Source organism: Demequina subtropica, assembly GCF_000971235.1.
Taxonomy (GTDB): domain Bacteria; phylum Actinomycetota; class Actinomycetes; order Actinomycetales; family Demequinaceae; genus Demequina; species Demequina subtropica.
Window position 1 is genome coordinate 19,654 of sequence record NZ_BBMB01000001.1, and the last position, 26,836, is coordinate 46,489.

Annotated in this window: 28 protein-coding genes; 18 read left to right on the plus strand and 10 right to left on the minus strand. The window is 69.4% G+C overall.

What is annotated here, in order from left to right; genetic code table 11:
* Positions 1-32: 32 nt before the first annotated feature.
* Together AOM06_RS15005 and arr are read left to right on the plus strand one after the other, a co-directional pair.
* Positions 33-467, plus strand: coding sequence for a hypothetical protein (locus AOM06_RS15005; RefSeq protein ID WP_228372794.1), 435 nt, complete (start codon positions 33-35; stop codon positions 465-467).
* A 13-nt stretch (positions 468-480) separates the two neighbouring features.
* Positions 481-918: an NAD(+)--rifampin ADP-ribosyltransferase gene (arr, locus tag AOM06_RS00110; protein ID WP_062301052.1), complete on the plus strand. Its 438-nt coding sequence runs from the start codon at positions 481-483 to the stop codon at positions 916-918.
* A 15-nt stretch (positions 919-933) separates the two neighbouring features.
* On the opposite strand, the gene AOM06_RS00115 is transcribed toward arr, so the two are convergent.
* Complete coding sequence (locus AOM06_RS00115) at positions 934-2,379, minus strand: serine hydrolase domain-containing protein (protein ID WP_082105148.1); 1,446 nt, start codon at positions 2,377-2,379, stop codon at positions 934-936.
* Between the two features lie 110 nt (positions 2,380-2,489).
* A complete protein-coding gene (locus AOM06_RS00120) occupies positions 2,490-2,762 on the minus strand; it encodes a type II toxin-antitoxin system VapB family antitoxin (protein ID WP_062301054.1) in 273 nt (90 codons plus the stop codon).
* Between the two features lie 142 nt (positions 2,763-2,904).
* On the opposite strand from AOM06_RS00120, the gene AOM06_RS00125 reads away from it, so the two are divergent.
* The gene (locus AOM06_RS00125) at positions 2,905-4,125 is read left to right on the plus strand and encodes a mechanosensitive ion channel family protein (RefSeq protein ID WP_062301055.1); all 1,221 of its coding nucleotides are present in this window, start codon (positions 2,905-2,907) and stop codon (positions 4,123-4,125) included.
* Here AOM06_RS00125 and AOM06_RS00130 read toward each other — a convergent pair.
* The 3 genes from AOM06_RS00130 to AOM06_RS00140 all read right to left on the minus strand — a co-directional run bounded on the left by AOM06_RS00130 (position 4,100) and on the right by AOM06_RS00140 (position 5,306).
* On the minus strand, positions 4,100-4,525 hold the full coding sequence (locus AOM06_RS00130; protein ID WP_062301056.1) for a type II toxin-antitoxin system VapC family toxin: 426 nt from the start codon (positions 4,523-4,525) through the stop codon (positions 4,100-4,102). The two genes, AOM06_RS00125 and AOM06_RS00130, sit on opposite strands and share 26 nt — an antisense overlap.
* Positions 4,522-4,755: a FitA-like ribbon-helix-helix domain-containing protein gene (locus tag AOM06_RS00135; RefSeq protein ID WP_062301057.1), complete on the minus strand. Its 234-nt coding sequence runs from the start codon at positions 4,753-4,755 to the stop codon at positions 4,522-4,524. The genes AOM06_RS00130 and AOM06_RS00135 overlap by 4 nt, the downstream gene beginning before the upstream one ends.
* 71 nt (positions 4,756-4,826) lie before the next feature.
* The gene (locus AOM06_RS00140) at positions 4,827-5,306 is read right to left on the minus strand and encodes a hypothetical protein (protein ID WP_062301059.1); all 480 of its coding nucleotides are present in this window, start codon (positions 5,304-5,306) and stop codon (positions 4,827-4,829) included.
* A gap of 181 nt (positions 5,307-5,487) precedes the next feature.
* Here AOM06_RS00140 and AOM06_RS00145 point away from each other — a divergent pair, with 181 nt between their 5' ends.
* Positions 5,488-6,966 (plus strand): sulfatase family protein, encoded by a 1,479-nt coding sequence (locus AOM06_RS00145; protein WP_062301061.1) that lies wholly within the window; start codon positions 5,488-5,490, stop codon positions 6,964-6,966.
* Positions 6,953-8,206, plus strand: coding sequence for an anaerobic sulfatase maturase (locus AOM06_RS00150; RefSeq protein WP_228372795.1), 1,254 nt, complete (start codon positions 6,953-6,955; stop codon positions 8,204-8,206). Before AOM06_RS00145 ends, AOM06_RS00150 begins: the two co-directional genes overlap by 14 nt.
* Positions 8,207-8,239: 33 nt before the next feature.
* Here AOM06_RS00150 and AOM06_RS00155 read toward each other — a convergent pair whose 3' ends face one another.
* The gene (locus AOM06_RS00155; RefSeq protein ID WP_062301063.1) at positions 8,240-8,971 is read right to left on the minus strand and encodes an 8-oxoguanine DNA glycosylase OGG fold protein; all 732 of its coding nucleotides are present in this window, start codon (positions 8,969-8,971) and stop codon (positions 8,240-8,242) included.
* A gap of 100 nt (positions 8,972-9,071) precedes the next feature.
* The gene (locus AOM06_RS00160) at positions 9,072-10,049 is read right to left on the minus strand and encodes a zinc-binding dehydrogenase (protein WP_062301065.1); all 978 of its coding nucleotides are present in this window, start codon (positions 10,047-10,049) and stop codon (positions 9,072-9,074) included.
* Positions 10,050-10,199: 150 nt separating this feature from the next.
* On the opposite strand from AOM06_RS00160, the gene AOM06_RS00165 reads away from it, so the two are divergent.
* Positions 10,200-12,536, plus strand: coding sequence for a DUF262 domain-containing protein (locus AOM06_RS00165; RefSeq protein ID WP_062301067.1), 2,337 nt, complete (start codon positions 10,200-10,202; stop codon positions 12,534-12,536).
* Positions 12,537-12,682: 146 nt separating this feature from the next.
* Here the strand turns inward: AOM06_RS00165 and AOM06_RS00170 are convergent, their stop codons facing one another.
* From AOM06_RS00170 to AOM06_RS00180, 3 genes are all read right to left on the minus strand, one after another.
* Positions 12,683-13,795, minus strand: coding sequence for a type I restriction endonuclease (locus AOM06_RS00170; RefSeq protein WP_062301070.1), 1,113 nt, complete (start codon positions 13,793-13,795; stop codon positions 12,683-12,685).
* 731 nt (positions 13,796-14,526) lie between these two features.
* Entirely contained in the window at positions 14,527-14,883 is a 357-nt protein-coding gene (locus tag AOM06_RS00175) for a nucleotide pyrophosphohydrolase (RefSeq protein ID WP_062301072.1), read from the minus strand.
* Positions 14,884-14,886: 3 nt separating this feature from the next.
* Positions 14,887-16,674, minus strand: coding sequence for a DUF2075 domain-containing protein (locus AOM06_RS00180; protein WP_082105151.1), 1,788 nt, complete (start codon positions 16,672-16,674; stop codon positions 14,887-14,889).
* A 170-nt stretch (positions 16,675-16,844) separates the two neighbouring features.
* On the opposite strand from AOM06_RS00180, the gene AOM06_RS00185 reads away from it, so the two are divergent.
* From AOM06_RS00185 to AOM06_RS00240, 12 genes are all read left to right on the plus strand, one after another.
* Positions 16,845-17,990, plus strand: a complete 1,146-nt coding sequence (locus AOM06_RS00185) for a 4Fe-4S dicluster domain-containing protein (RefSeq protein ID WP_062301073.1) — start codon at positions 16,845-16,847, stop codon at positions 17,988-17,990.
* Positions 17,991-18,055: 65 nt separating this feature from the next.
* Positions 18,056-18,733, plus strand: a complete 678-nt coding sequence (locus tag AOM06_RS00190; RefSeq protein WP_156163511.1) for a DUF8548 family protein — start codon at positions 18,056-18,058, stop codon at positions 18,731-18,733.
* A gap of 77 nt (positions 18,734-18,810) precedes the next feature.
* The gene (locus AOM06_RS00195; protein ID WP_062301077.1) at positions 18,811-19,608 is read left to right on the plus strand and encodes a hypothetical protein; all 798 of its coding nucleotides are present in this window, start codon (positions 18,811-18,813) and stop codon (positions 19,606-19,608) included.
* Positions 19,609-19,613: 5 nt separating this feature from the next.
* Complete coding sequence (locus AOM06_RS00200; RefSeq protein WP_156163512.1) at positions 19,614-20,378, plus strand: hypothetical protein; 765 nt, start codon at positions 19,614-19,616, stop codon at positions 20,376-20,378.
* Positions 20,379-20,564: 186 nt separating this feature from the next.
* Positions 20,565-21,488 (plus strand): FAD/NAD(P)-binding protein, encoded by a 924-nt coding sequence (locus AOM06_RS00205; protein ID WP_082105153.1) that lies wholly within the window; start codon positions 20,565-20,567, stop codon positions 21,486-21,488.
* Position 21,489: 1 nt separating this feature from the next.
* Entirely contained in the window at positions 21,490-22,374 is an 885-nt protein-coding gene (locus tag AOM06_RS00210) for an NADH-quinone oxidoreductase subunit B family protein (protein WP_062301080.1), read from the plus strand.
* Positions 22,371-23,678 carry a Ni/Fe hydrogenase subunit alpha gene (locus AOM06_RS00215; protein ID WP_062301082.1) on the plus strand — a complete coding sequence of 436 codons (1,308 nt, stop codon included), beginning with the start codon at positions 22,371-22,373 and terminating at the stop codon, positions 23,676-23,678. Before AOM06_RS00210 ends, AOM06_RS00215 begins: the two co-directional genes overlap by 4 nt.
* Positions 23,675-24,172 (plus strand): hydrogenase maturation protease, encoded by a 498-nt coding sequence (locus AOM06_RS00220; RefSeq protein WP_062301085.1) that lies wholly within the window; start codon positions 23,675-23,677, stop codon positions 24,170-24,172. The genes AOM06_RS00215 and AOM06_RS00220 overlap by 4 nt, the downstream gene beginning before the upstream one ends.
* The gene (locus AOM06_RS00225) at positions 24,163-24,405 is read left to right on the plus strand and encodes a HypC/HybG/HupF family hydrogenase formation chaperone (protein ID WP_062301087.1); all 243 of its coding nucleotides are present in this window, start codon (positions 24,163-24,165) and stop codon (positions 24,403-24,405) included. The genes AOM06_RS00220 and AOM06_RS00225 overlap by 10 nt, the downstream gene beginning before the upstream one ends.
* Positions 24,402-25,319, plus strand: a complete 918-nt coding sequence (locus AOM06_RS00230) for an EamA family transporter (RefSeq protein WP_062301089.1) — start codon at positions 24,402-24,404, stop codon at positions 25,317-25,319. The genes AOM06_RS00225 and AOM06_RS00230 overlap by 4 nt, the downstream gene beginning before the upstream one ends.
* Positions 25,316-26,128 carry a DUF6390 family protein gene (locus AOM06_RS00235; RefSeq protein ID WP_062301092.1) on the plus strand — a complete coding sequence of 271 codons (813 nt, stop codon included), beginning with the start codon at positions 25,316-25,318 and terminating at the stop codon, positions 26,126-26,128. Before AOM06_RS00230 ends, AOM06_RS00235 begins: the two co-directional genes overlap by 4 nt.
* A 19-nt stretch (positions 26,129-26,147) precedes the next feature.
* Positions 26,148-26,831: an energy-coupling factor ABC transporter permease gene (locus AOM06_RS00240; RefSeq protein ID WP_062301093.1), complete on the plus strand. Its 684-nt coding sequence runs from the start codon at positions 26,148-26,150 to the stop codon at positions 26,829-26,831.
* Positions 26,832-26,836 lie beyond the last annotated feature (5 nt).

Consider the following 26,836-nt stretch of genomic DNA (forward strand, 5'->3'; position numbering starts at 1 on the left):
GCGGTCCCGGCGCGGGCGTGCGATTCTGGAGTGTGAACGAAGCCCCTCTCATCCCCCTCGAGACCGCGATGGAGCAGTTCAAGCTCTCTGAGGAGGCGCGACCGCTGGTACGGCAGATCGCTCTTCGCGCAGGCGTGGTCGGCTGCGAGGTCAAGTCCAGCTACATCAAGGCGTTCCGTGAGGACGGCCTGCACCCGCTGCATGTGGGCAAGCGGTCGACGGAGTGGTTCGGGTCGAAGGTGGAGGCCGTGGCGGCGTCCGACCTGCCCGACCGCGTCCGCGACAAGACCCATGGCAACGGCATGGTCAACTGGGCCGTCGACCATCCGATCACGCGTACCGGGGCCGCGCGTGCGGCCGCGAAGAAGCCCGCCGCCCAGGCGGCGGGGCCCCAGGAGAAGTCCTACGGGGTCTGCGAGGTGTGCTGGCAGGCGCGGACGCCGTCCGGGTCCTGCGGGTGCGACTGAGCGCGGCGCGCACGTGAGCGGCCCTCAGCCGCCGGTGCCCTTCGAGGTCTTCGGTGATGGTACGGCGTACCTGCACGGGACCAAGGCGGCGCTGTCTGAGGGCGAGGTCCTGACGCCCGGCTTCGAATCCAACTTCCGTCCCGGTGCGCCCCTGCGGCATGTGTACGTGACCCAGACGCTCGACGCCGCGACCTGGGGCGCCGAGCTCGCTGTCGGCACCGGGCGCGGCCGGATCTACATTGTCGAGCCGCTCGGGGCCCTCGAGGACGATCCCAACGTGACCGACAAACGGTTCCCCGGGAACCCCACGCGCTCGTTCCGGACGCTCGAGCCTGTGCGGGTGGTGGGCGAGCTGCTCGACTGGATCGGGCATGCGCCCGAGCAACTGCAGGCGATGCGCGACGGTGTGGTTGCGCGCCAGCGCAGCGGCGAGGACCTCATCGAGGAGTAGCGCTACGCACGAGCATCAGGTTTGCGCGTCCCTACCCGTGTACGCGATCACGAGCCTGAACGCCGCCCAGACGATCCCACCGACCCCGGTCGCCACCATCACGAGCGCCATGTCGGGCTGGAAGACCCGCAGCGTCGCCAGTGGCGCGCCCATGAGGTCGGGGATGAGCCGGATCACCACCCATGCGGCGACTGCCGTGGTGAGAAGCGGGAACCACAGGCTGAATAGCCCGGCGACGTTCGACCTCTTCTTGCGGACCGCGTCGCGTCTGAACCATGCCCACGCCATGCTCGCGAGGTAGATCAGCGGCGCGAGGGCAAGGCCCAAGAACAGCGCCTTCTGAGCCCAGCGTGAACCCTCGCCCGCGTAGTCGAGGTCCAGGGCAGTCGCGGTGATCGCGTAGCGCAGCTGCGTGGTCTCTCCGAAACCCACCCCGCTGCCGGCATTCACCAGCACCACCACCGCATCGTCCCCGGCAGGGATCATGGTGGCCTGCGTCTCGACGCCGGGGGTGGAGCCCGTGTGCCCGACGGTGCCCTGACCCGGGTCGACGTACCAACCAAGCCCGTAATAGGGCGAGGTGGGGCTCGCGGGGCGCATCATCTGGGCCTTGCCGTCGGCGCTGAGGATGTCGTCCTCGCCGTTCATCATCATCGCCAGGTAGAGGGCGAGGTCGTGGGCACTCGCGACGATGCCGCCCTGAGGTGCCGTGACGCGGTCGGTGGAGTTCTCGCCGATGGAGCGCTTGGTCCAGAACCACGGCGTGTGGCCGGTGGCGATCTCGGGGTGGACCTCTCCGTCCGCCACGAAGCTGTCGGCCATGCCCACGGGCTCGAGGATCTGCGCGTCGACGTACTCCTGGAAGGTGGTGTCGGCGACCGCCTCGATCAGGCGTCCGAGGATCTGGTAGTTGGTGTTCGAGTACTCCCACCGGGTGCCGGGCTCGTATGCCGGGGCCTCGGAGGTCAGCGCGGCGACGGCCTGCGCGAGGTCGTCCTCGGCGCCGGTGGGGTCGCTGCGGCGCGTGTTGCCCTGGAGGGTCGAGAAGCCGCTCGTGTGGCTCAGCAACTCGCGGACGGTCACATCGGCGGCGGGCTGTCCCGCGAACTCGTCGAGGTACTGCGCGAGGGCGCCGTCGAGGTCGACGTCTCCGGCCTCGACAAGCTGCATGACGGCCAGCGCGGTGAAGCTCTTGGAGATCGAGCCGATCAGGAACGGCGTGTGCTCCGTGACGGGCGTCTCGCTGCCCTTGCGGGTGACCCCGGTTCCGGACTCTTCCGTGACCTGGCCGTCCGTCACCACGGCATACGCGAGGCCCGGGGCTCCCGAGGCGGGCAGCTCGGCGGCGATCACCTCGTCGATCGAGCTGGGCGTCCCGGTGGGGGCGGCGATCGCGGCGGCGGGGCCCACGGCGAGCGCGAGGCCGAGTACGGCGGCGGCGACGGCGAAAAGGTGCCGCACGGCAGCTCCCCCCCGGTGGTCGGACGCGCGGATTCCCGTCGACCCTAGCGGGGCGGGGAGGGGCAGGCAATGGCGTGGTCGCTAGGTGTGGGCGATGCGGATGTCGACGATCACCGCGGGAGACCCGCATCGTCGTACAGATCGTGTTCCGCAGCGCGGATCGCCTTGCGGTCGTCATCGGTGAGCTGCGCGTCGAGCTCGGCGAGTACCTGACGTGCACGTGCCAGGCGGGCTGCCGTTTCGCGATGCCCCGCCTCGGAGTCGAGGCGCGCGAGCCGCTGGCGCACGGCGTCCTCGATCGCGCGAGTCGGGGAGGCGCCGGTGCGCTCGGTGAGTTCGTCCACGAGCGCGACCGTTCGCGGGTCCGTGATGATGAGGCGCATGTCTCGACCGTAGAAACGGCTGCGAATCATGTCTACCCTTCGCCCCGAAGCCGATACCCGCGCATCGGCCGCAACCCGGGTCATCCGAATGAAACACGGCTCCCGTACGTTCGGAGGGGCAACGTCCACCCCAGGAGGAGAGATGCTCGAGGACTGGTTCGGGTTCGGTGTCGCGGTGGCGATCAGCGTGGGAAGCGCGCTGCTGGTCGCCCTCGCGGTCGAGGTGATCATGAGGCTCGTCGCGCGGCGCTACCCGTGGGCACGCGACCTGCAGACCAAGACGCGCAACCCGTTCTGGGCGCTCGTGCTGGTGCTCGGCCTGTGGGTCGGGGTGCACGCGTCGTTGCGCGGCACCGACTGGATGCCGATCATCACGCGCTTCTTCACCATCGGCGCGATCGCGCTGCTGGCCTGGCTGCTCATCGCCTTCGTGAGGTTCCTCTCCGACCTTGCGTTGTCGTACAACTCGATCGACATGCCGGACAACCGGCTGGCGCGGAGGTTGCGGACCCAGACGCTCATCGTGAAGCGCCTCGCGATCGCGCTCATCGTGGTGATCTCGATCGGCGCGGCGCTGTTCACCTTCGACTCGGTGCGCGCGATCGGGGCCTCGGTGCTCGCCTCGGCGGGCATCGCGTCCATCGTCGCCGGCCTCGCGGCGCAGTCGGTGCTGGGCAACATGTTCGCCGGCATCCAGCTGGTCTTCTCCGACGCGCTGCGCGTGGACGATGTGATCGTCGCCCAGGGCGAGTGGGGTCGCGTGGGCGAGATCACGCTCAGCTATGTGGTGCTCGACCTGTGGGACGACCGCCGGCTGGTGCTGCCGTGCACGTACTTCACCACCACGCCGTACGAGAACTGGACGCGGCAGGGCTCGGAGCTGCTCGGGTCCGTCGAGTTCGACCTCGACTGGCGCGTGTCCCCTCAGAAGATGCGCGAGCACCTCGAGCAGGTCCTCACCGAGACGCCGCTGTACGACGGCCGCGCGAACGTCCTCCAGGTGACCGAGGCGACCGCCGGCTACGTCCGCGTCCGCATCCTCGTGACGGCCAAGGACGCGCCCACGCTCTACGACCTCCGGTGCTTCGTGCGCGAGGCGATGGTGCTGTGGATCCAGTCCGTGATGCCGGACGCGGCTCCCGCGCAGCGCGTGCTCGTCTCCGAGCAGGCGGCCGCGCCGAGCGCGCCCAAGCGGCGGACCACCAAGGTCGAGCACGCGGGGGACGCGGGGCTGTTCACCGGTTCCGCGGAGGCGGAGGAGCGCGCGAGCCACTTCACCTCCGCGATCCCGCGCGTGCGCGGCGAGGAGGACGACGCGGTGCTCGGGAGCGGGGAACCTACGCTGGTGGCTCCCACGGATTGAGCAGGCCGATGCCGGTGTGCACGAACTCCTTGACGTTCCTGGTGGCGCAGACCGCGTCGTGGGCTCGGCATATCGCCGCGATCTGAGCGTCGGCCGTGCTGATGGGGATGCCAGCCTGCTCGCGCGCGACGAGGATCTGCGCGTAGCAGCGAGCAGCCGCATCGTCGAAGGCGAGCACGGACCGGCTGCCGCGATAGGGCTCGAGCGCGGCCTCGACCCGGGCGTCGAGCGCGGTCCTTCGTCGACCGGCCGGAAGCCGCGCGATGCCCGCCAGCAGCTCGGCCATCGTCACGGCGGTGATGGCGACCTCGCCTTCGAGCGCGCGCAGCCAGGAGAGCACGGCCTCGTCGGGCTGGCTGCGGAACACCTCCGAGATGACGTTGGTGTCGAGGACGATCACGTGAGGTCCGCTGCTCGCGCCACGTCCGTACGCTCGGGAACGGGAAGATCGACCGCGAGATCGGTGCCGTGCGCCGCTTCCATGAGTGCCAGCCCGATGTGCGGCCGCTGCGCCGCGCGCGTGAGGATGTCCCTCACCTCGGCCTCCATCGAGCGCCCGTGCGCCTGCGCCTGCGCGGCGAGCCGCGCCTTGACGGACTCGTCGAGCCCTCGAACGATGATGGACGCCATCCGCACACCTCCCGTGCTGCTATCACTCACGATAGCAACCGGCCGGGGCGTGGAGCGTCGGGGCATCCCGCTCACCCGATGAGGTAGACGATGCCGCGGCCGGCGGAGGCGGCGTACGAGGTGAACGTCACGGCGGCGCGAAGGTACTCGAGCACGTAGGCGTCGGTCACCACTCCCTGCGCCTGGCGCTGGAAGTCCGCGAGATCGGCTGCGACATCGGCGGTCTCCTCGGGGCCGAGCGCGCGTACCCAGGAGATCCAGCCGCGGTCGGTCATGGTGACGTACCCCTCGAACATCCGGAAGGCGGGTCGGGGCGGCTCGGGCCACGGGTCCGGTCGGGTCAGCCGCTGGAGGTCGCTCCACGCCTTGTCGAGGTCGAGCCGCTGCTCCTCCCGAAGGTTCCGCACCGCGCTGCCGCAGGTGCACGGCGCCGTCGGCTCGGTGCTCCGGGCGGTGGTGCAGGGGCCTGCGCCGATGAAGGTGCGGGGATCTGCCATGGCTACCTCGCTCAGCTCGGCGGGGAAGGAGTATGCGAAGTATCGGATGCCCATGCGCCGATGATGGTCGTAGGGGATCGCGCCGGGGCTTCCCCGGGCCTCCGAATGTGGAGTGCGGTGCGGGGCTCGCGGCTGGGGACATCGTGGTGACATCGCGGCGGCGCTTTGACTCGCAGCGGCAGGCCGGACACACTGTGCCGGAACGGCGCGCTACGGAAGCGGGAGGTGGGCGACGATGTCGACGCATCCCGATGGACCGCGCGATCGCGGTCTCCGCGCCGGCCTGCTGTGGGGGCTGCCGGCGGCGGTGGTGGTCGGCGGCGTCGTCTACCTCAACGCATCCGGCGAGGACGCCGCCCCGGACACATCCGCGACGCCGGTCGGCCGCTCCGAGCACCAGGATGCGAAGGACGCCTATCTCGCCGGGGTGACCGCCGCATCGTCCACCGGGGACGCCCCGAACGTGCTGCTGGTGTACTACGACGACCTCGGCTACGGGGACCTCGGCTTCATGGGCGACACCCCCATCGCGACGCCGCGAATGGACGCGCTCGCGGAGGACGGCGTGGTCCTCACGAGCTTCCACGCGCCATCCGCCGTCTGCACGCCGTCGCGAGCCGCGCTGCTCACCGGTCGCCTGGCGCCGCGCGCGGGCGTGCCCGACGTGCTGTTCCCCAGCGAGAGCCCGTACGCGGACCTCAACACTTCTGCTGGCCTGGGTCAGGACGAGGTCACGATGCCCGAGATCCTCCAGGCGGCCGGCTACGACACCGCGATGATCGGCAAGTGGCACCTGGGGGACACCGAGGGCTCGCTGCCGAACGACTTAGGCTTCGAGAGCTTCCTCGGCTCGCTGTACTCGAACGACATGAGCCCGTTCCAGCTCTACCGCGACCGCGACGTGGTCGAGGAGGAGGTCGACCAGGCGGGTCTCGACGGCCTGTACACCGACGAGGCCGTCGCCTTCATCGACGAGGCGGCCGCCACGGACGAGCCGTTCTTCCTGTACTTCGCCCACAACTTCCCGCATGAGCCGCTCAACGCCGCCGCCGCGAACGTGGGCCGCTCCGACGCCGGCACCTACGGCGACGTGGTCGAGGGGCTCGACGACGGCATCGGCCGCATCGTCGACGAGCTCGAGGCGACCGGGCAGCTCGACAACACGATCCTCATCATCACGAGCGACAACGGACCCTGGTACCAGGGCTCGACCGGGGGTGCGCGGGGGCGCAAGGGCGAGGTCTACGAGGGCGGGATGCTCGTGCCGTTCCTGGTGCACTGGCCTGCCGGTCTGGAGGGCGGGCGGACGCTCGATGCCATGGCGATGGGCACCGACATCCTCCCGACGCTGCTGGAGTGGATCGGTGTCGACGCGCCGCCCGACCGGGTGCTCGACGGGACCTCGATGGCGGGCCTGCTCGCCGGGACCGCGGAGCAGGCGGGGGAGTTCTACTACTTCTACGCGGGCGAGCAGCTGCTCGCGGTCAGCGACGGGCGCTACAAGTACTACCCGGCGCAGCCCTATGTCGATGTGTCGTCGGGGACCGCGGACGTGTCGGTGACCGACCAGGGGCCGTGGCTGTTCGACCTCGAGAGCGACCCCGCCGAGGCGTACGACGTGCTCTCTCGGTACCCCGAGGTGGCGGCTGCGCTCGCGGCCGAGCTCGAGCGCCGGGACGCCGAGATGGCGGAGAACCCGCGTGGCTGGGGCTGATCGCTCGCCCGTGGTGGTGACGGCGCCCGCGGTCGATCCGGGCGCCCGCCGGCGCCTGCCGTTCTCGGTGCTCGCCAAGCCGACCGGCGCATCGTGCAACCTCGACTGCACGTACTGCTTCTTCCTGTCGAAGGAGCGGCTCTACGACGACGACCAGCTGATGTCGGAGTCGGGACTCGAGGCGTACTTGCTCAACATGTTGACCAATCAGCCCGACGGGGACGTCGAGGTCGCGTGGCAGGGCGGCGAGCCGACGATGCGCGGGCTGGAGTTCTTCGAGCGTGCCGTGGCGTTGGCGGAGCAGCTGCGGCGGCCCGGGCAGCGCGTCCGGCACACGCTGCAGACCAACGGGACGCTGCTGGACGATGCGTGGGGCGCCTTCCTCTCGCGGCACCGGTTCCTGGTGGGGCTCAGCGTCGATGGGCCTGCGGACCTGCATGACGCGTACCGGGTCAACAAGGCAGGGCGCGCGACGCACGCGCAGGTGCTGCGGGGGCTCACGGTCCTCAAGCGGTGGGGCGTCGAGTTCAACATCCTGTGCACCGTTCATGCTGCTAATCAGGCGCACGGACTCGAGGTGTACCGATACTTCCGGGACGAGCTCGGGGCACGGCACCTGCAGTTCATCCCGATCGTGGAGCGGGTGTCCGCCTCGTTGCTGGACGTGGCCGAGGCCGGGTGGAAGGACGATGCGGGGGAGCGGATCCTCTACCGCCAGGAGGGGTCCTCGGTGACCTCGCGCAGCGTCGATCCCGCGGCGTGGGGCGAGTTCCTGGTCGCGGTGTTCGACGAGTGGCTCGCGCGGGATGTGGGGACCGTCTTTGTGCAGCACTTCGACGTGATGCTCGGCAACGCGCTCGGGCAGTACTCGCTATGCGTGCATGCGCCCGAGTGCGGGTCGGCGCTGGCGGTGGAGCACAACGGCGACGTGTACTCGTGCGACCACTACGTGGAGCCGGGGTACCTGCTGGGGAACGTCGCTGCCGACTCGCTGCAGGCGTTGGTCGCGTCGCCCGCGCAGCGGGCGTTCGGGGCGGCGAAGCGGACGTCGCTGCCGCGCCAGTGCGTCGAGTGCCCGGTGCAGTGGGCGTGCCACGGCGGGTGCCCGAAGGACCGGTTCGGGGTCTCCGTCGATGGGGAGGCGGGGCTCAACCATCTGTGCGCGGGTTACCTGCGGTTCTTCTCGCATGCGGAGCCTGCCGTGCGGCGCATGGCGGAGGTGGTGGGGCCGACGCTGTGACGGGCGACCGGATCGCGCGATGCCCGGGCGGCTTCAGTCCTGCGCGCACGACGCCAGCCTGCGGGCCCTGCTCGCCGCGCGGCGGCGCTCGCGCTCGAGCGTGAAGATCGCGAGCTCGACGTCGATCCGTGCCGCGCCGGCCTCCGCCGCCCAGGCATCGAGGATGTCGACGTAGCGGGCGTAGTCGTCTGCGTCGCCGTACCGCAGCTCGGTACCGGACTCGCGCGCGATCCAGGTCTGCAGCAGCTCGTCGAGGATCGGGAGCGCTGTCGCGGCGCGTGGGTCGCCCTGTGCGGAGACGGCGTACAGCCACTTGGTGAAGAACGCGGGGCCGAAGCCGGAGATCTTGCCCGACCCGCGCGCGAGCTGGAGGTAGGCCTCGCGCGGATCGCCCGTCCGCGCCACCGCGACGGACTCGGCGAGCTTGTCGGCGACCGTGGGGTCGTACGCGCGGGCGCGCGCCGCATCGTGAAGCCCGCCGGTCAGCATCTTGCGCGCGCGGCTCGGACCGCGTCCGCCGGTGCCGTAGCCCCATTGCAGGACGGTCACGAACGCATCGACAGGGCGGGCGTCGACGTGCTCGTGGACGAAGGCGCACATCTGGGCGCGGTCGATGCTGGCGCGGGGTCCGTCCATCGGGAGCGTGACCACGCCGAGATCGTCGATCCACTCCGCCCAGCGCACCGGGATGTAGTCCATTCCCGGCTGGGCGGGGGTGCCCTCGTCGAGGCGTGCGCGGAGCGCGGCGGGTGCATCGGCCGTCATGGCGTCCTCTCGGTCGGCTTGCGGGCCCGGCGCTTCGGCTCGTGCCCGCGGAGGATCCTGCCATGCGGCGCCGACAGGGCGTGCTCTCGCTGTCCTTCGCCTAGGGCTTGAGCAGGACCTTGCCGGCGCGACCGGGCGTGAAGTGGGCCTTGACGGCGTCCGCGATGTCCTCGAAGGCGAAGGTCGCCTCGACGGGCAGGGTGATGGTGCCGTCGGAAAGGCGCGCGAAGAGCTCGCGCATGAGGCGGCCGCGGTCCTCGGCGGGCATGGAGGCGCTGACCTTCGAGCCCCAGAAACCGCGGATGGTGGCCTGCTTGAAGATGACGTCGCCCGAGCCGATCTCGAGGGTGGGGGAGGCCATCGCGCCGAAGACCACGAGCGTGCCGTTCTCGGCGAGCTGCGACATCACGTCGCCCGCGGCCTGGCCACCGACGGACTCGACGCCGACCTTGAGCGGAGCGCCGCCGGTGATCTCGAGGACGCGCTCCTGCCAGCCGTCGGTGTCGGTGGCGACGATGCGCCCGATGCCCTGGGCTTCGAGCTCGCCGATGCCGTCGGTGCGGCGGACGAGGCCGACCACGTTGATGCCTCTTGCTCGTGCCAGCTGGGCCACGAGGCGTCCGACCGCGCCGTTGGCGGCGTTCTGGATCATCCAGTCGCCCTCGGCGAGGTCGAGCGAGTCGAGCAGGCTGATGGCGGAGAAGGGCATGGCGACCAGCTGGGCGGCGACCTCGTCGGGGATGCCGTCGGGCACGGGGATGAGGGCGGCGGCCTTGGTGACGAACTGCTCGGCCCACACGCCGAACGTGCCGCCGGTCGCGACGCGCGTGCCGGGCTGAAGGTGCTCGACACCCTCGCCGACGGCCTCGACGATGCCGACGGCCTCGGTGCCGGCGCGCGCGGGGAGCTCGGGCTTGAAGCCGTAGGTGCCGGCGACGGTCCAGAGGTCGTGGTTGTGGATGGGGGAGAGGGTCAGGCGGACGCGGGCCTCGCCGGGGCCGGGCTCGGGGGTGGCGACGTCTTCGGCGGTGAGGACCTCGGCCGGGTTGCCGAAGGTGTGGTGGATGAGTGCCTTCATGGGTGCTTCCTCTCTGGACGCGCGGCCCTCCTTCCATGTTGGGGGAGGCGCGCTCGGGGTGCCGAGTCTGGTCAACGACGCGTCGCAGGCCGTTATTTCGACACGGCATGCACGCCTGTGCTCGAGGCACGCAAGGCTACTGTGAGGGGTATGGCAGTTCTCGCCGGTCCGGGTGGTGTCGCGACGGTGGGGGAGCTCGTTCATCGGCGGCTCGACACCGCCGACCGCTGGAACCTCGCGCTCGTCCAGCGCGCCGAGGTCTGGGACCACGTCCGGATGCGTCAACTCCTCGACTCGCTGCTTGCCGGCTACCCGATCGGGGCGATCCTGCTCTGCCGATCGCGAGATCGGTCGCGGGTGCTCGAGGTGGTCGGCGACAATCGCGTCGAGCGCGAGGCGGCCGACTCCGAGTGGCAGCTCCTCGACGGCCAACAGCGCATCAACGCGGTGTTCTCCATGCTCACGCGACATGGCGACTATGGCCGCTTCTACTTGGACGTGACGGTGCGCAGACCTGAGCCGCAGCCGGCTCAGGCGCGCGCGTCCAAGGAGCGCACGCTCCCACACCTGCTTCACGCCCAGGCTGGTGCCGACGAGGTGCCGCATCGGGAGAGGACGATTGACCTCTCGGGATGGTGCGACTGGGCGGACGCGCGGGACAACCTTGGGGAGGCCGTGGTCGATGCGAGCAGTGTTTCCGCGCTGCTGCGGGAGATCGATCCGGCATTTGCCCACGTCCTCTCCGACGACGAGGCCGAGATTGCGACGGGGCACCTGCGGGCTCTCGTCGACATGTGGGTGCATCCGAGCGTCCCGATCCTCGCGGCGGTCGTGGACGGGCCGCTCGACATCCTCGAGGTGTTCACGCGTATCAACCTGGGCGGTGTCAATGTCGCAGGGGCGGATGTGTTCTTCGCCGGGGTCAAGACGTTCTGGCACGATGCGGAGCGCCGCGTCGATGCCCTCCTTGGCGTCGCACCTTTCACCGCCACGCGACTCGGTGCGCTACGCCTAGCCGCGCGCCTGGCGAGCCGCGGACTCGGGCACGGTGACATCACCACGCTCGCCGTCGAACGCCTCGCGGGCGATCGAGGCGCCTCCCTTCGGGAGGCGATGGAAGACATCACCGCGCCCGACGGGGTGGTAGTGGACAGGCTTCGCCGGTTCACGGACTGGTACCCGCGAGCGAGCGATCTCGGGTTCGTCCTGAGGGAGGTCAGCCGCGACTCGTGGGATGAGGTCTATGCCTGGGCCGCGGCGGGGGGAGCCGCGCGCGACGATCTGCTCGAGGCCAGCCGGGAGGCGCTCGATTCGTACCTGCTGGCCGTCACGGTGTTCGGATACCGGAATGCGCTCGGCGACAGGTTCCGGCGCATCGCGTTCCTCGAGGCGCTCGCTGCGGGAGGCAGAGGCGAGCCCTTCCCCGCGGCGCGCGTGCTCTCGGTGGTCAGGTCGGAGACGCGGCTCCGAGGCGCGCGCGGGCGCGCGGTTCCGCGCCTGGACCTGCGCGGCGGCCAGCCCATCGCGGACAAGAACGGTCGGATCCTCACCGCGCTCGCGCAACGGATCCCGCTCGAGATGGAACCCGAGGACGCCTTCGACTGGGACCATATCTTCCCGCAGGCGCAGGCGAGCAGGATGTGGGCACCTGGCGAGTGGAACCGCCGGCGCCATCATCCCGACCGGTACCTGGTGAACTCGGCCGGGAACTTCTGGGCGCTCTCGGCATCAGCCAACCGCTCCATCAAGGACGCGGTCGGGAGCACCAAGTTCACGTGGCTGGCCGCGCAGATCGCCGACGAGTCGAATCCGTTCCGCGTGTGGCCGGAGGCGCGATGGTCGATCACGCGGGAGGAGATCGACCGGTTCGTGCGGGTCGATGCCCTGCTGACGGACGACCCGACGAGCATCGATTCCGCGATGGCCTTGTTCCGCGAGGTGGTGGAGGGCCGCACCCGCCGTCTGCTCAAGGAGATGCTTGAAAGGTTTCCCATGGTGCGTGCCTTCGCCGGAGAGCACGCCGATGAAGGCGGCGATCCCGCGTCTCCTGCCGACCTCGGCTTCCGCGAGGCGCTCGGTATCAGCGCGCGGGACCCGCGCTTGCTCCTGGCGACCGAGAACGATGCGCGAAAGCTCGTCGCCGTCCGCGGAGACCGCCTCGCGGCGGGGATCGCGACGGTGTTGGCGGATCGGCTCGGATTGGCCGACCAGTGGAGCTGGCCGCGCCGGTGGAGGGCCGACGTCGGTAGTTGGCGCGGGTTCCAGCTCTCCGACGGCAACTGCATCGAGCTGATCCTCCGGTGGGATCACCACCAGGGGATGCGCGTCGGACACAAGGGATATGCCACCCGCGGCAAGGCAGGAGACCTGTACCCGGACTTCCCCGACGCCCCGCTGGGCGTCGAATGGGGCGACTCCGACGAGCGCATCGTGGAGGCCTTCGTGGAGCGTGCCGAGGAGCTCGTGCGGGTGCACCCGCAGGGGTAGCGACGCCTACTCGCCCCCCGGGCGTGCGCGCCTATTGGCCCGGTCTGCGCGCGGTACGAGCGCAGACCGGGTCGAAGTCGACGGAGTGTCCGTGTCGTGGGGCGTTACACCCGGCACCGACCATGTGTCGGACGTAACCTAGCGGGCTACGACTCCACGTACCGCTTGACGGTCGCTCGGATCGTGTCGGCGTGGGCGTAGATCTCATCGAGGCTGTCGATGGCGATGCGGGTCTCGTTCTTGTCCTCGTCGAACAAGCCGATGTACTTCTGCTTCTTGCTGTTGAACCAGAGCCGGGCGATCGTCTTGCGGTTGTTGTCGTCGAGGAGGATCGCGAAGTACGACTTGGCGTCGCGCTGCGCGATCCGCTGGGGCTTGACCTCGCTGCACGCAATAGCCTTGACGATCTGGTAACCCTCGAGCTCCTCGAGTGTCGTCTCGATCTCGGTGTCACGGTCGAGGTCTGCCTCGGCGACGGACTGGCTCGCGACGGTGCCCGAGTCGCCCGCAGGTGCGATCGCGGGCGTGAGGCCATCGGCGTTGCCCGCGCCGAGCGCGGCCTTGAGTCGGTCGTTGACCTGCTCGTTCGTGAACTGCTTCAAAGCCTTGGCCACCAACGTGGTGAACTGAGTGCGCACTTCCTGCGTGAAACGGCCCTCGTAGACCTGCGACGCGAAGTGGCGCACGAACGGCTCGGTGGGCTCCTTGAAGTCCTGCGCGATGGCGCGCTTGAGTGCGCCCACGTACTTGAGCTCCTCAGCCGCACTGATCACCGAGTCCAGGTCGAAGATCTCCTTGGACAGTTTCTGAAGCTCCGGCACGAGCGTCGGGTCGATGTCGAGCAGATCGAGGACGAGGAACGGGCGGTCGTCCATCTTGTTCGGGCTGTCGAGGTCCGTGTAGAAGTTGTAAACCTGGCCGTTGGTGAGCACGGCGATACGTGCGTTCGTCACGGAGAAGTAGCGGAAGAGCTGGGACGCGTGCTCGATCTTGAGCGGACCGGTTGAGGGCTTGCACTCGATCAGCAGTTGGACCTCGCCGTCGCGGAGGATCGCGTAGTCCACCTTCTCGCCACGCTTGACCCCGACATCAGCGGTGAACTCGGGCACCACCTCGAGCGGGTTGAACACGTCGTAGCCGAGAATCGTCGCGATGAACGGCATCACGAACGCGTTCTTGGTCGCCTCCTCGGTCTGGATGGCGTCGCGCTGATCCTCGACCTTCTTGGCGAGCGCGGCGAGGCGGTCTTCGAATTCCATGGGCATCCCCTCTCAGTCGCCAACGACCGTACCCAATGGATCCGACATTGCATGCCGAAAGCGCCGCAATGCGCTGAACCTCACACTCGTGCGGTGCCTTGACTCGCAAGCAAGCGCAGGCCCGGCCGTCCCCAGCACCGTACTCCTGCGGGGTGCGACCACACGCGACAATGGCATGGCAGCGCGCGAACACGACGGTCGCGACTTGTCCGCGTCAGTTCCCGAGGATTTCAGTGCTGGCGCACACCAGGCGTGCAGCGTGCCCGGCCCCGCCCCCAGGTCCTCCCGCTGCAGATGTCCGAAGCCGCCGGAGACCGGGACGGAGACACCCTCGGCATGAAAGGAGGGTTCGCGCGTCGAGGGCTTTGGCGCTAGCGCGTGGGCAGTCGGGGTGCAGTGCTATGCATGCTGGCGACCGACAAGGCCCCGTGATTGCCCTTGAGTAGGAAGGTCGGGCGGACACGTCCCTCGTACGCGCCCTGCGTTGGCTTCTCAACCTCGTGAGATGCAGAGGTCCGGCAGGTCTGCCGACGCTGTGGCGAACCCGCGACTTCATGCGAGCCCCGTATCGGGGGGGGGGGGCAGGAGACTTCCCGGGTCATTCATGAAGACCATGTGCGGTCTTACACGTCGCCAATGTGGTGGGCGCCAAGGCATGGGGTGGTGGAGTTCCCGAATCGTTGGGCGCACCGAGGCAACGAATAGCGCAACCGGCTGCACCGTGGTGGGCATCAGTCCTTCAACGGGGCTGTTCCTCTGAAGTCCTCCGGACGGAATCTTTCGCGCGAGTTGGCGAGTTTCGAGTTCGCGGCGGTTGCCAGGTCTACTCCAAGTACGTCGCTCAGGCGGAGCAGGTAGGTGAGCACATCGCTCAATTCCTCGCCGATGCGCTGGTGTCGGACTGGATCTCTGAAATGCGCTGCGGCGTCGGGCGCCGGGACCCACTGCAGAAGCTCCGCGAGCTCGCCGACTTCACCCATGAGGGCCAGCACAAGTGACTTCGGATCGTGAAACTGCTCCCAATCTCGCTCGCGGGCGAACTCCCTCAGCTCCGCGGTCAAGGCGCGCATGGAATCGTCGTTCGCCATGAGTCAGACCCTACGCGTTCGCGCGGCTGCGCCAGCTGAGAAGTAGCGCCGCAGGTGCTCGCGGAGTCCCGCGTCACAGACGTAGACGTAGGTGCCAAGCATGCCGCGTGTGAGGAGGACGGAGTAGATGTTCTTCACCATGCGCAGGATGTCGTCGTCTGAATAGGCCAGGCCCAGCAAGTTGTTGTTTGCTCGGCCCTTCTTGTCGAAGTAGTTGGCGCGATCGAACCGGATCCGCTGGGAGTGGTCATCGAAGTAGATGTCGCGCCCGATGATGACGCCGACGTAATTGAGGTCGTATCCCTGCACCGTATGAATGGAGCCAACCTCTTCCACCGAGGTACGGCTGTTGATCCAATCGGTCGCCTCGCGATTCCAGCAGAGTCGGATCCCGTCGATCTCCATATCGAAGACGCCGTCGCCCGGCTTGCCGCCCTTCGAGTTCCATGGCCAGGCGTAACCCGCAGCAAGCCTTGCGAGGCCATGCTCGCGGTTCTTCGCAACGATCTCGTCGCGCATGCTGCCAAGGTCCTCGAAGAACCGGAGGTCGTAGCCGTGGAACTGCTGCGGCGTTTCGGGAGCGTAGTCGCTCAACACGGCTCGCACATACCCGATGTAGTCGTCGCCAGCCCTGACCCGCATCTGCGTCATCAAGGGGTAGGTGCGATCCCGCGCGGCGGCTCGCAGGCCGTGGAGTGCCGCCTCGGGCACGTCGATGGGGCGCACGCCCTGGCCCTCGTCCAACAGGAACACTTGGTGACGGCTACGACGCACGATCCAGTCGATCTGTGTGAGGTGACGCCAGTCCTCGTCGCGCTGGGCAAGATGCTGGCTCGCTTCGCGGTACGCCTTCGTCAGCGTTCCCATTGCCTGGGCGCCGTACTGCGTCAGGCGGTGGGTCTCGTCGATGACAAGCAGGTCGTAGTCGTGCTCTGAGTTCGCGACGTCGTACGGAGTCAGCACCATCGATTTGTGGAGCCCCGGTGTACGGGCGAAGACCTTCTTGATGGAGGCGCGGAGCGACTGCTGGGGCACCACCAGCCCGATGCGCGCCCCACGGAGAAGTGCTCGGCGGTCGAGTTCGAAGAACTCCGAGAACACGGACTCCGCGTCGGGGTTGTCGTGGTCGTTGCCGTTCTGGATGTCGACGAGGAGCTTAATCAGGTAGATCGCCACGATGGTCTTGCCGGTACCGGGGCCGCCCTCGACGACCGCCGTGCTGTCGAGGCCCGAAGCTCGATCGGCGAGCAAGCCCTGGATGATGTCCTCGACGACCACCTCCTGGTCCTTGTTCAGCGCTTTGAACGGAGAAAGCTTGAACAGGTCGCTGTTGACGATCTCAGGGATGCGCTTCTCGAAGAGCCCGGACTTGCGCAACTGCTCGAAGACTTCGGCGAACGCGTCCTGATAGGCGACTCGGTCGAAGTACTCGGCGTTGGTGACCCCGTCGTTGCGATTGAGGACCTGGAATCTCCCGTCGCCCGAGAACATGCGAATGAGGAACGATTCGAGATCAAGACAGACCGACTTGTTGAAGGTGTCGTCCAAGACGATACGCAACGACCTGAGGCCCTGCTTCTCCGTCGATTCGAGGTGCTGGCGCATGCGCGACACCGCGTTCAGCGACTCACCGACGTACACGTCGCGGTCGTTGTTCAGGGTGTAGACGACGGGCCAGTTGCGGTGGCGCCCGTGCGGATCTGACCACGCATCGATAGAGCGCCGCGTGAAATCGATGTGCTCGATCTGCGTGCTCGGGCGTGACGAGCCCGCTCGGTCCGCGTGGTCCATGAAGACAATCTAGGCGGCATGGACGGGTCATCCAGGCACTTCGCCGCCGCGTGGCCGACGGTCGCACCTTTTCGAGTCGCGCTCGCCTGCCAGCTGCATCGTCCCTCCTGAGGACCAAGGTCCCTAGGAGTGTCGCGATACACGCCTACCGTCGCAAGAGGAGGCGTGTCATGGACGACATCCGAATCCTCGAGCCGAAAGGTCTCGACGCACTCATCGCGGCACTACACGAGCGCGGCTACCGCGTCGTCGGGCCGACCGTCCGGGGCGATGCAATCGTCACCGGCGACATCCACGCGGCCGTCGACCTGCCACAGGGCGTCGGCGACACGCAGGAGGCGGGCGCCTACCGCCTGAGGCAGCGCGACGACGACGCCTTTTTCGGCTTCGCCGACCCCGCCCAGTCCACCAAGCCGGTGTTCTTCCCGGCCGAGGAGGTCGTCTGGCGCGGCCGCCGCGAGGAAGGGCACTTCACCGTCGAAAGGGACGCGCCCAAGGATCAGCCGATCGCCCTCCTAGGAGTCCGCAGCTGCGACCTCCGTGCCGTCCAAATCCACGACGCCGTCCTCGCCGACCGCCCCTTCCACGACGCCCACTACGTCGCCCGCCGCGATGGCACCTTCACGGTCACCGTCGCCTGCGGCGAGCCCGCTGCCACCTGCTTCTGCGCCTCGATGGGCACCGGCCCACGCCCCGCCGCGACCGACCCTCAGACGCTCGAGCCCTCCTACGACCTCCTCCTCACCGAAGTCCTGACCCCCACCCACCACTTCGTCCTTGAAGTAGGCACCGAGGCGGGCAGAGAGGTAGCTGCCTCCATCGACACCACCAAGGCAGGCCGGGCAGAACAGCAAGAAGCCATAGCCGTCACCGACCAAGCGGCAGCCCGCCAAACGAGAGCCATCAACACCGACACCATCCACGACGTCCTCCGAGCCTCCGCAGAAAGCCCACGATGGGACGACGTCGCCAGCCGCTGCCTCGCCTGCACCAACTGCACCCTCGTGTGCCCGACCTGCTTCTGCACCACCATCCAGGACACCAGCGACCTCGCCGGCGACAACGCCGAGCGCCACCGCGTCTGGGACTCCTGCTTCTCCGAGAGCTTCAGCTACATCCACGGCGGCCCGCTCCGCGGCGACGTCAAGGCCCGCTACCGCCAATGGATCACCCACAAGCTCTCCAGCTGGCAGGACCAGTTCGGGATGCTCGGCTGCGTCGGCTGCGGACGCTGCATCGCCTGGTGCCCGGTCGGCATCGACATCACCGAGGAGGCCGCGGCGCTCGGCCGCATGGCGACCGCCGCATCGTCCTGACGAGTGCCAGACGATGCTCGGCGCGCCCGCCAGATGCCAGCAGCGTGCCTGGTATCTTCGCCCGCATGGACGCTCACGATGCTGTCGCAACCTTCCTCGCGCAGGTCCACCATGACTTCAAGGACGGTGTCCGCTCGCTGACCAGTTACGGGTATCCCGACTCACTCGCACTGTGCGCCCTCGACTCGGTCTTCTCGCTGACTGCGCACTACTCGAGCACGCGCAGGGTGGTCGAGCGTTACCGCGCCGCCCGCGTGGCGGCCGGTGCTGATCCCGAGCGCGACGGTCTCGGAGACCTCGTCGCGGCGATCGACGCTGCGGGAGGTGCGAGCGCTGCGGCTACTGGCATTTTCGACAACCGGCAGCACGCGCCAGGTGCCAAGCGTCTCAAGGCCGAGGCGCTCTACGGTGCCGCCGTGCGTCTTGCGGACGCCGGCATCGTGACGTCCATCGATCTCCGCGAAGCGGCCGCAGACCCCATCCGCCTCGCGGTCGTCGAGCGCGCTTGGCGAGCCGAGCGCGGCCTCGGCCAGGCCTCGTGGCGGTACCTCCTCATGCTCGCGGGTGTGCCGGGCGTGAAGATCGACCGCATGATCTCGCGGTACGTCACGCGCGCTCTTGGCGGGAACATCCCCAAGGCTCAGATCGAGAAGGTCTTTGCCGAAGCTTCCGAGACGCTCGGCGTCGAGATCCACGAGCTCGATCACGCAATATGGCGTATGGAGTCCGGGCGCGCCGACTAGGGCCCAAGGGCCTGAGAGGGCTGCTGGCGCGCTGTCGGCGAGGTCCGGCTGTCACACCTCGCGCGTACCGTCCACCCATGATCGTCGCCGACGGACCGGGTTTCGCCTCCCCCGACAGGCTTCGCGCCCTGTGCGCCGCCGACCCGACCGCGCACGCGCTGACATTCGTCCGAGCCCTCAACAGCATGGCGCTCGACTTCGACCCGCTGCCACGCGCGATGGACTACCTCGACGAGGCCGCGTTCGACCTGACCCGCCTCATCGACGCCGATGGTGCGACCCCGGAGCGGCTGCACCACCTCGTCATGGTCCTTGCGAACCAGGCGCAGTGCGCGGCGTTCAGCGGCGCCACCGGATGGTCCGACCTGCCTCGCGCTCTCGATGCCTCGGCCCAAGCGGTGGTGGTCCAGCGAGAGCAGGTGGCGCACGCGGTGGAAGCAGGGGCGCCGAGTGTCCCCGAGGCGCGCGCAGTCCTCGCCGAGCTGCTCCTGCTGAGCGCCCGCATCCACGCAGCCTGCGCGCAGCTGGATGAGGCCGAGGACGCCTACCGCGAGGCGGAGGAGATCATCCGACGGGAAAACCTCCATGAGCAGTGGGGCGATGCGCTCCGCACCGTGGGCGCGGAACTCGGCGTCGACCTCGGAGAGTGGGGGGCCCGCTCGCGCCCGAGGGCCGGGTGCACCGCTGGTACTGGTACCAGCCGGTGTGATCCGGGCCTGCCGCGGCCTGCGCCGGCCTCAGCGCGATGTACCCGGCAGATGCGCAGGCGAAAGGGTCCACGGGCGGTGCCCGAGCATCGTCCACGCCGTCGGGCTGCAGAATCGCCTCACCGCACGCGGCCCTGTGGACAACCGGCCGGAGGCCGGTTGCCGTGAGTACGGTGCGAGAGGTCGAGGAGGTGCACATGCGTAGCGGAGACCACGTCGAGATCCACCTTGCTTACGTCAAGGACGTGGGGATAGCGGGAGAGTGGCCATGGGCGACGGCGGTGGACGCGGACGAGGGCGGCGACACGTTCCGCGTCGAGAACTTCCTCACGATGACGCCCCTGGTCGTGGGTGATCTCGTCAGATGCCAGCTGGGCGCGGATTCCAAGCTCCACGTGGCGGAGATCGTGGCACTCCTGCCCGGGGTGCTACTCGGACTGACCCACCCGCGGGACACCGAGGCGACGGTCAGGCCCATCGCGCAGGAGTTGAGTGACGCGGGCTTCGCCGTGAATCGCCCGGGCGACGGCTTCCTGCAGGTCTGGGCCGGTGCGTCTCCTCCGCACCTTGTGCAGGCACTGCTGCGACACGACTGGCCGGATGGCTGGGAGGTCGCGGAGAGGCTCGATGCTGTCGGCCGCATCACGCAGATCGACCGAGACATCGACCTCGCACCCGCGTCGAGCGTGAGCGCGCCGGAAGTCGATACAGGCTACTGGGCCGCCGAGGACCCGGCCTGGCAGCGGCGTGGCGTGAGCGACCCGGACACGCTCAGCCGCCTTCAGCTGCTTGCCGTCGAGGACCCGCGTGTCCTCGCAACCATCCGTGCCGGCAGGCATGCCGACGTGCTGACATACATGTCGCGCATCGCCGTGCGCGATCCGCGACTGCTTCCACCCCTGACTCGCCCGTTGCTGGTGGATCCGCCGGGAGAGTGACGTAGCCGCGAGCACACCGCCCGCAACAGAACGCAACCTCGTGCAGGAAATGCGCGAGGACCGCGACACGAACATGCCGATCCCGCGCGCGCAGCCTCGCGCCCGGCGAAGCCCCAAGACCCCACCCGGACCAAGGTCCCTGGAATCGCCTCAGGACGCGCCTAGCGTCGAATGCGGAGGCGTGTCATGGACGACATCCGCATTCCCGAGCCACTCGGTCTCGACGCGAGAGTCGCGCCAGGCTCGACTGCGGCCTCCGAGCAGGCAGCGACCGCCGTGCTCGACCCCGACCCGATGGTCCCGCGCCGCTACGTCATCACGCACGTCCGCCAGGACACGCGCGACACCTTCACGCTCCTGCTCGATCCCGCAGACGGCAAGCCCCCGATCGCCTTCAAAGCCGGTCAGTTCACCATGCTCCACGCCTTCGGCGTCGGCGAGGTCCCCATCTCCATCTCCGGTGACCCGAGCGACCCCGCCCCGCTCGAGCACACCATCAGGAACGTCGGCGCCGTCACGCGCGCCCTCGTCGAGGCCGCCCCCGGCACGGAGGTCGGCGTCCGCGGCCCCTTCGGCACGTCATGGGACGTGGACGATGCGCGAGGTCACGACGTCGTCTTCGTCACCGGCGGCATCGGCCTCTCGCCCCTGCGCCCCGCGATCCTCGACGTCCTGCACCACCGCGACGACTACGGCAAGGTGCTCCTGCTCTACGGATCGAGGACCCCCGACGACATCCTCTACGGCCACGAGATGCACCGTTGGGGCGACCTCAACGACGTCAACGTCCAGATGACCGTCGACAACGCGCCCTATGGCTACAAGGGCAAGGTCGGGTTCGTCACGGAGCTGGTCGCGCGCGCCGGCTTCAACCCCCGCAACGCGTTCGCCTTCGTGTGCGGGCCCGAGGTCATGATGCGCTCCGCCGCCACCGCACTCAATGGTCGGGGCGTCCCCAAGCACAAGATCCGCCTCAGCATGGAGCGGTCCATGAAGTGCGGCGTGGGCCTGTGCGGGCACTGTCAGCTGCGCGAGCTGTTCGTGTGCGTCGACGGGCCGGTGCTCGACTTCGCCCGCCTCGAGCCGCTCATGAACGTGAGGGAGCTCTGACATGACCGAGCACACCCATCCCCACGCGCACACGCACGATGCGCCGGCCGGCCAGGTCGCGGCGGCCCCGGACACCCGCCCCAAGCTCGCCGTCTGGAAGTTCGCGTCCTGCGACGGCTGCCAGCTCAGCATCCTCAACTGCGAGGACGAGCTCCTCCAGATCGCAGAGAACATCCACATCGCGTACTTCCCAGAAGCAACAAGAGCGATCGTCGAGGGCCCGTACGAGCTCTCCCTCGTCGAGGGCAGCATCACCACGCCCGAGGACGTCAAGCGCATCCACGAGATCCGCGCACAGTCCGGCACCGTGGTGACCATCGGCGCGTGTGCCACCGCCGGCGGCATCCAGGCCCTGCGCAACTGGGCCGACGTCGACGAGTTCCGCAGCATCGTGTACGCCCACCCCGAGTACCTGAAGACCCTCGACACCAGCACGCCCATCGCGAGCCACATCGACGTCGACTACGAGCTGCGCGGCTGCCCGGTGGACAAGGTCCAGCTGGTGGAGGTGTTGGCCGCCTTCCTCAACGGCCGCAAGCCGCGCATCCCCACGTACTCGGTGTGCGTCGAGTGCAAGCTCAAGGGCAACGTCTGCGTGCCGGTCGCGACCGGCACGCCCTGCCTCGGCCCCGTGACCCAGGCGGGATGCGGCGCGCTCTGCCCGAGCTACGGCCGCGGCTGCTACGGCTGCTTCGGCCCGCAGGACAGCGCCAACACCGACGCGATGACGCGCCAGCTCACGGAGCTCGGGATGTCCGACGCCGACATCGTCCGCGTCTACCGGACCTTCAACGCCGGCGCACCGGAGTTCGCGGCGGCCTCCGACAAGATCGCCGCCGCGGCCGGCTTCGGGCCAGGCAACGGCGGGGGACGGGGCGCGTCATGACCCACCAGCTCAAGGACGGCGGGCAGGTGATGCACGTCGGAATGCTCGCGCGCGTCGAGGGCGAAGGCGGCATGCACATCGAGTTCAAGGACGGCAAGGTCGACAGCGTCAAGCTCAACATCTTCGAGCCGCCCCGCTTCTACGAGGGCTTCCTCCGCGGCCGCAAGTTCACGGAGCCGCCGGACATCACGGCACGCATCTGCGGCATCTGCCCCGTGGCCTACCAGAGCGCCAGCACCGAGGCCATGGAGAACATCTGCGGCGCGCAGACCACAGACCAGATCCAACTCATGCGCCGCCTGCTCTACTGCGGCGAGTGGATTGAGTCCCACGCCCTCCACATCTTCATGCTCCACGCGCCCGACTTCCTGGGCTACGAGAGCTCCCTCGAGATGGCCAAGGACCTCCCCGACGTGGTCCACATGGCGCTGCGCCTCAAGAAGGCGGGCAACGACCTCATGACGGCCGTCGGCGGCCGCGCGATCCACCCCGTGAACGTCAAGGTCGGCGGCTTCTACCGGATGCCCACGGTCGAGGAGCTGCAGCGGCTCCGCCCCGACCTCGAGCGCGGTGTCGAGGAGGCATACTCGGCGATCAACCTGGTCGCGGGCTTCGAGTTCCCCGAGTTCCACCAGGACTACACCTACGTCGCTCTGCGGCACCCCGACTGGTACCCGCTCGAGCGCGGCACGCACGTGATCACGAGCACCGGCCTGAGCTTCCCGATCGCCCAGATCCCCGACCACATCACCGAGTTCCACGTCGAGCACTCGAACGCTTTGCACGCGAGCTTCGACGGCCAGCCCTACTTCGTGGGTCCCCTCGCGCGTTACGCCCTCAACTTCGACCAGCTCAGCCCGCGCGCGCAGGAGGCCGCGCTCGCCACGGGCATCGGGCGGGAGTGCCGCAACCCCTTCAAGTCGATCATCGTCCGCGCGGTCGAGCTCGCCTACGCCTTCGAGGAGGCGCTGCGCATCATCGACGGCTGGGTCGACGGCCACGCGCCCAGCGTCGAGGTCCGGCCTCAGGCGGGCGAGGGCATCGGCGCCTCGGAGGCCCCGCGCGGCATGATCTGGCACCGGTATCGCATCGACGCGGACGGCATCATCACGGACGCGCAGATCGTGCCGCCCACCTCCCAGAACCAGGCCAGCATCGAGGCGGACCTGCGCAAGGCCGCCGAGCAGTGGACCGACCTGGACGACCACATGCTCACGCACCGCTGCGAGGAGGCCATCCGCAACTACGACCCCTGCATCTCGTGCGCGACCCACTTCCTCGACCTGAGGGTGAAGCGATCATGAGCGAGGGCAGGGTGCTGGTGGTCGGGCTGGGCAGCCCCGACCGGGGGGACGATGCGGTCGGCAGCGCCGTCGCCGAGCGGCTGGCAGGGCTGCACTTCGAGGGCGTCGACATCGTGACGCGCGAGGACCCCACCCAGCTGGTTCAGCTGTGGTCGGGCCACGGCGCGGCGCTGGTGATCGACGCGGTCACGTCGGGCAACAAGCCCGGGATGCTGCACATCCGCGAGGTCGGCGATGCGGGGGAGCCGCTCCCCACGCACGCCTTCACGGCGGCGGGCCGCGGCGGGAGCCACGCCTTCGGGCTGGCCGGCGCCGTCGAGCTCGCGCGCACGCTGGGCACACTGCCCACGCACGTCACGGTCGTCGGAGTCGAGGCCAAGACCTTCGACTTCGGTCCGATGTCCCCGGAGATCACCCAAGCGCTCGACGCCGCGGTCGCGACCGCGGCGGCCGAGCTCATCGCGCTCAAAGAGGAGATGCAGTCATGTGCCTAGGAACCATCGCCAAGGTGGTCGAGGTCCACAAGGACGGCCGCGCCGTCGTCGAGGACCACGGCAAGCGCCAGCTGGTGCTCGAGATGACCGTCAGCGATGACGACATCACCCCCGGAGACTGGGTGGTGGTCCAGTCCGGCTTCGCGCTCGAGCGCATCTCCGAGCAGGAGGCGCTCGAGGCCATGGCGATCCGCGAGACCGCGCCCCCGGATGAGGCAGGGCCGGCGACATGACGTCGCGCCGCTCCCGGGGCCTCGCGCTGGCGGGCTGCACGGCGCTCATCAGCGGCGTCGCGGTCTACGTCAACGGGTTCGGCGTCGCCGCGTACGGCGACGCGACCGCCTACACGACTGCCAAGAACGGCGCGGCGGCGCTCGTCCTGGCACTCGTGTTCGCGGTAGGTCGCCGGTCTGCTGGGGCCGGGTCGGTCGCAATGACGCGACCCACCCGCCCCGGCCACCGGTGGGGCCTTCTCTACGTGGCGATAGCGGGCGGCGCGATTCCGTTCGTGCTCTTCTTCGAGGGGCTCGCCACGACCGCCTCGACCCAGGCGGCCTTCGTCCACAAGACGCTGGTCGTCTGGGTCGCGGCGCTCGCCGTGGTGCTCCTCAAGGAACGCCTCACGTGGTGGCATCTGGGCGCGATCGCGCTGCTGATCGTCGCTCAGTGGGGGCTTGCCGGGGGCGGCGTCAGCCTGGTCGCCGACCCCGGCACCGCCATGATCGCCGCGGCCACGCTCCTGTGGGCCGTCGAGGTGATCGTGACCAAGCGCCTGCTCGCCGAGCTCACGCCATGGACGCTCTCGCTCACGCGCATGGGTGGCGGCACGGTCGCGCTGGTGCTCTGGTGCGCCGTGACCGGCCGGCTCGGCGGCATCGTCCCGCACACCGCGGCCCAATGGGGCTGGGTGGCCCTCACCGGCGTGCTGCTCGCCGGCTACGTCGCGACGTGGCACCAGGCGCTCGCCCGCGCCCAGGCCGTCGACGTCACCGCGGTCCTCGTGCTGGGGGCGCTGGTCACCGCGATCCTCGCCGGAGCCCTCGACGCCGCCCCGCTCGCGGCGCAGGCGCCCTGGCTCCTCCTTCTCGCCTCCGGCGGGCTGCTCGTGTGGCTCGCCCCCCGACTGCCCGGGAGGGCCGTCACATGACCGACACCCTGCATCGTCCCCCGTCCGCGCACCCCGAGGCTCTCCCGCCCGAGGATGGAGCGCTCCTGTTCGGCCGCTACGCGTTCCCGCCGAACGACCTGGGCTACTGTGGCCCGGACCGCGCCGACGAGCTCCTCGACAGGGTGAGCGCGGGCGCGTCCGGGCCCGGTCTGGAGGAGGTCGCGCGCGCCTTCGAGGGCGCGTGGCCGTACCTCGAGCTCATCGGCGAGTGCCTGGGCCGCGCGCCGCTCGACCCACGCGTGGTCGAGGCGTACTGGCTCGGCGGTCCCGAGCTGGGACGATGCGGGGGAGCGGCCTTCGCGCGCAGCCTCGAGGAGCGCTTCCGGCCCCGGCTGACGCGGCTCGAGTTCGAGCGCCTGGTCGCGGCCGTCGCGGCCGGGGGGACCCCGCACCACAACTTCCATGTGTTCGCGGTCTACCCCTGGGTGGGGCTCATCCGGAACGGGCACGTCGACGGCCCGCTCACGGTGCTCGACCGGTGCCGCATCCGCTGCGGGCAGGTGCTCTCGATCGAGGGCGACACCGCGCTGGTGGAGAGCCGTCACCTCAGCTGGGACGGACGCACTCTGTCGCTCGCCCCGCCCACCGCGGAGACCGCGCACTTCCGTCGCGGCGGCCGCTCGCTCGCGCTCACGGTCAAGCCGGGGGACTTCGTGACGCTGCACTGGGACTGGATCTGCGACTGGATCGGTCCCATGAGGCTGACGCGCCTGCGCAACGCCACCGCGCACGAGCTCGCCGCGGTCAACGCGTGCACCTACTCCGCGCCCGCCGCGGTGCTCTCGTAGTTCCCGAGAGGAGACGATCATGCACATCCAGGACGGGGTCCTCGACCCTGCAGTCGTTCTCGGCGCCGGCGTGGCCGCCGTCGGAGCGGTCACCTACGCCGGATGGACGATGCGCCACGGCCATCCACGCCTGGGCTGGGCCCTCGCGGGCGCAGGGGGGGTGCTGGTCGCGCACCTGCTCGATGTGCCGCTCGGCGCGGGCGGCGTGCTGACCGGTCATGTGATCGGCGGCACGCTGCTCGCGCTCGCGCTCGGCCCCGCGCTGGCCCTGGTGACGATGTCCGCGGCGCTCGCGGCCGAGGCCCTGCTCTGGGGCGACGGGGGAGTGCTCGCGCTCGGCGTCAACGTGCTGGTCATGGGAGTCGCGGGCGTGGGGGTCGGCTGGGCCGTGTGGCGCCGGCTGAGCGTGCGCGGCGATCGGTGGCGCGTGCCCGCGGCGGGGCTGGCAGGCTTCGCGAGCGTGCTCGCCTCCTCGCTGGTGCTGTGGGGCGCGTACGCGCTGGGCGCGCCGGGCATGGCCTCGGTGGCGCTCTGGCATCACGTCGCATGGGCGGTGCTCGAGGGCGCGGTCACCGCTCTCGCGGTGGCGCTCGCGCTCGGCTGGGAGGCGCACCGCGCGCACCTCCGCGATCGGGCGGACGCGCTGGGACTGGGTCACCGTCACCAGGCCGTGGTCGATGGGGAGCTGGAGGCGCTGGGGTAGCCGGC

Excerpts from the sequence above, each read along its gene's own strand:
- AOM06_RS00185 (WP_062301073.1), top strand. The coding sequence starts at position 16,845 with ATGGACGACATCCGAATCCTCGAGCCGAAAGGTCTCGACGCACTCATC.
- AOM06_RS00155 (WP_062301063.1), bottom strand. The coding sequence starts at position 8,971 with ATGACGGCCGATGCACCCGCCGCGCTCCGCGCACGCCTCGACGAGGGC.
- AOM06_RS00120 (WP_062301054.1), bottom strand. The coding sequence starts at position 2,762 with ATGCGCCTCATCATCACGGACCCGCGAACGGTCGCGCTCGTGGACGAA.
- AOM06_RS00125 (WP_062301055.1), top strand. The coding sequence starts at position 2,905 with ATGCTCGAGGACTGGTTCGGGTTCGGTGTCGCGGTGGCGATCAGCGTG.
- AOM06_RS00205 (WP_082105153.1), top strand. The coding sequence starts at position 20,565 with ATGGACGACATCCGCATTCCCGAGCCACTCGGTCTCGACGCGAGAGTC.
- AOM06_RS00165 (WP_062301067.1), top strand. The coding sequence starts at position 10,200 with ATGGCAGTTCTCGCCGGTCCGGGTGGTGTCGCGACGGTGGGGGAGCTC.
- AOM06_RS00140 (WP_062301059.1), bottom strand. The coding sequence starts at position 5,306 with ATGGGCATCCGATACTTCGCATACTCCTTCCCCGCCGAGCTGAGCGAG.
- AOM06_RS00240 (WP_062301093.1), top strand. The coding sequence starts at position 26,148 with ATGCACATCCAGGACGGGGTCCTCGACCCTGCAGTCGTTCTCGGCGCC.
- AOM06_RS00230 (WP_062301089.1), top strand. The coding sequence starts at position 24,402 with ATGACGTCGCGCCGCTCCCGGGGCCTCGCGCTGGCGGGCTGCACGGCG.
- AOM06_RS00175 (WP_062301072.1), bottom strand. The coding sequence starts at position 14,883 with ATGGCGAACGACGATTCCATGCGCGCCTTGACCGCGGAGCTGAGGGAG.
- AOM06_RS00190 (WP_156163511.1), top strand. The coding sequence starts at position 18,056 with ATGGACGCTCACGATGCTGTCGCAACCTTCCTCGCGCAGGTCCACCAT.
- AOM06_RS00145 (WP_062301061.1), top strand. The coding sequence starts at position 5,488 with ATGTCGACGCATCCCGATGGACCGCGCGATCGCGGTCTCCGCGCCGGC.
- AOM06_RS00210 (WP_062301080.1), top strand. The coding sequence starts at position 21,490 with ATGACCGAGCACACCCATCCCCACGCGCACACGCACGATGCGCCGGCC.
- AOM06_RS00170 (WP_062301070.1), bottom strand. The coding sequence starts at position 13,795 with ATGGAATTCGAAGACCGCCTCGCCGCGCTCGCCAAGAAGGTCGAGGAT.
- AOM06_RS00195 (WP_062301077.1), top strand. The coding sequence starts at position 18,811 with ATGATCGTCGCCGACGGACCGGGTTTCGCCTCCCCCGACAGGCTTCGC.
- AOM06_RS00235 (WP_062301092.1), top strand. The coding sequence starts at position 25,316 with ATGACCGACACCCTGCATCGTCCCCCGTCCGCGCACCCCGAGGCTCTC.
- AOM06_RS00225 (WP_062301087.1), top strand. The coding sequence starts at position 24,163 with ATGTGCCTAGGAACCATCGCCAAGGTGGTCGAGGTCCACAAGGACGGC.
- AOM06_RS00215 (WP_062301082.1), top strand. The coding sequence starts at position 22,371 with ATGACCCACCAGCTCAAGGACGGCGGGCAGGTGATGCACGTCGGAATG.
- AOM06_RS00160 (WP_062301065.1), bottom strand. The coding sequence starts at position 10,049 with ATGAAGGCACTCATCCACCACACCTTCGGCAACCCGGCCGAGGTCCTC.
- AOM06_RS00135 (WP_062301057.1), bottom strand. The coding sequence starts at position 4,755 with ATGGCGTCCATCATCGTTCGAGGGCTCGACGAGTCCGTCAAGGCGCGG.
- AOM06_RS00180 (WP_082105151.1), bottom strand. The coding sequence starts at position 16,674 with ATGGACCACGCGGACCGAGCGGGCTCGTCACGCCCGAGCACGCAGATC.
- AOM06_RS00220 (WP_062301085.1), top strand. The coding sequence starts at position 23,675 with ATGAGCGAGGGCAGGGTGCTGGTGGTCGGGCTGGGCAGCCCCGACCGG.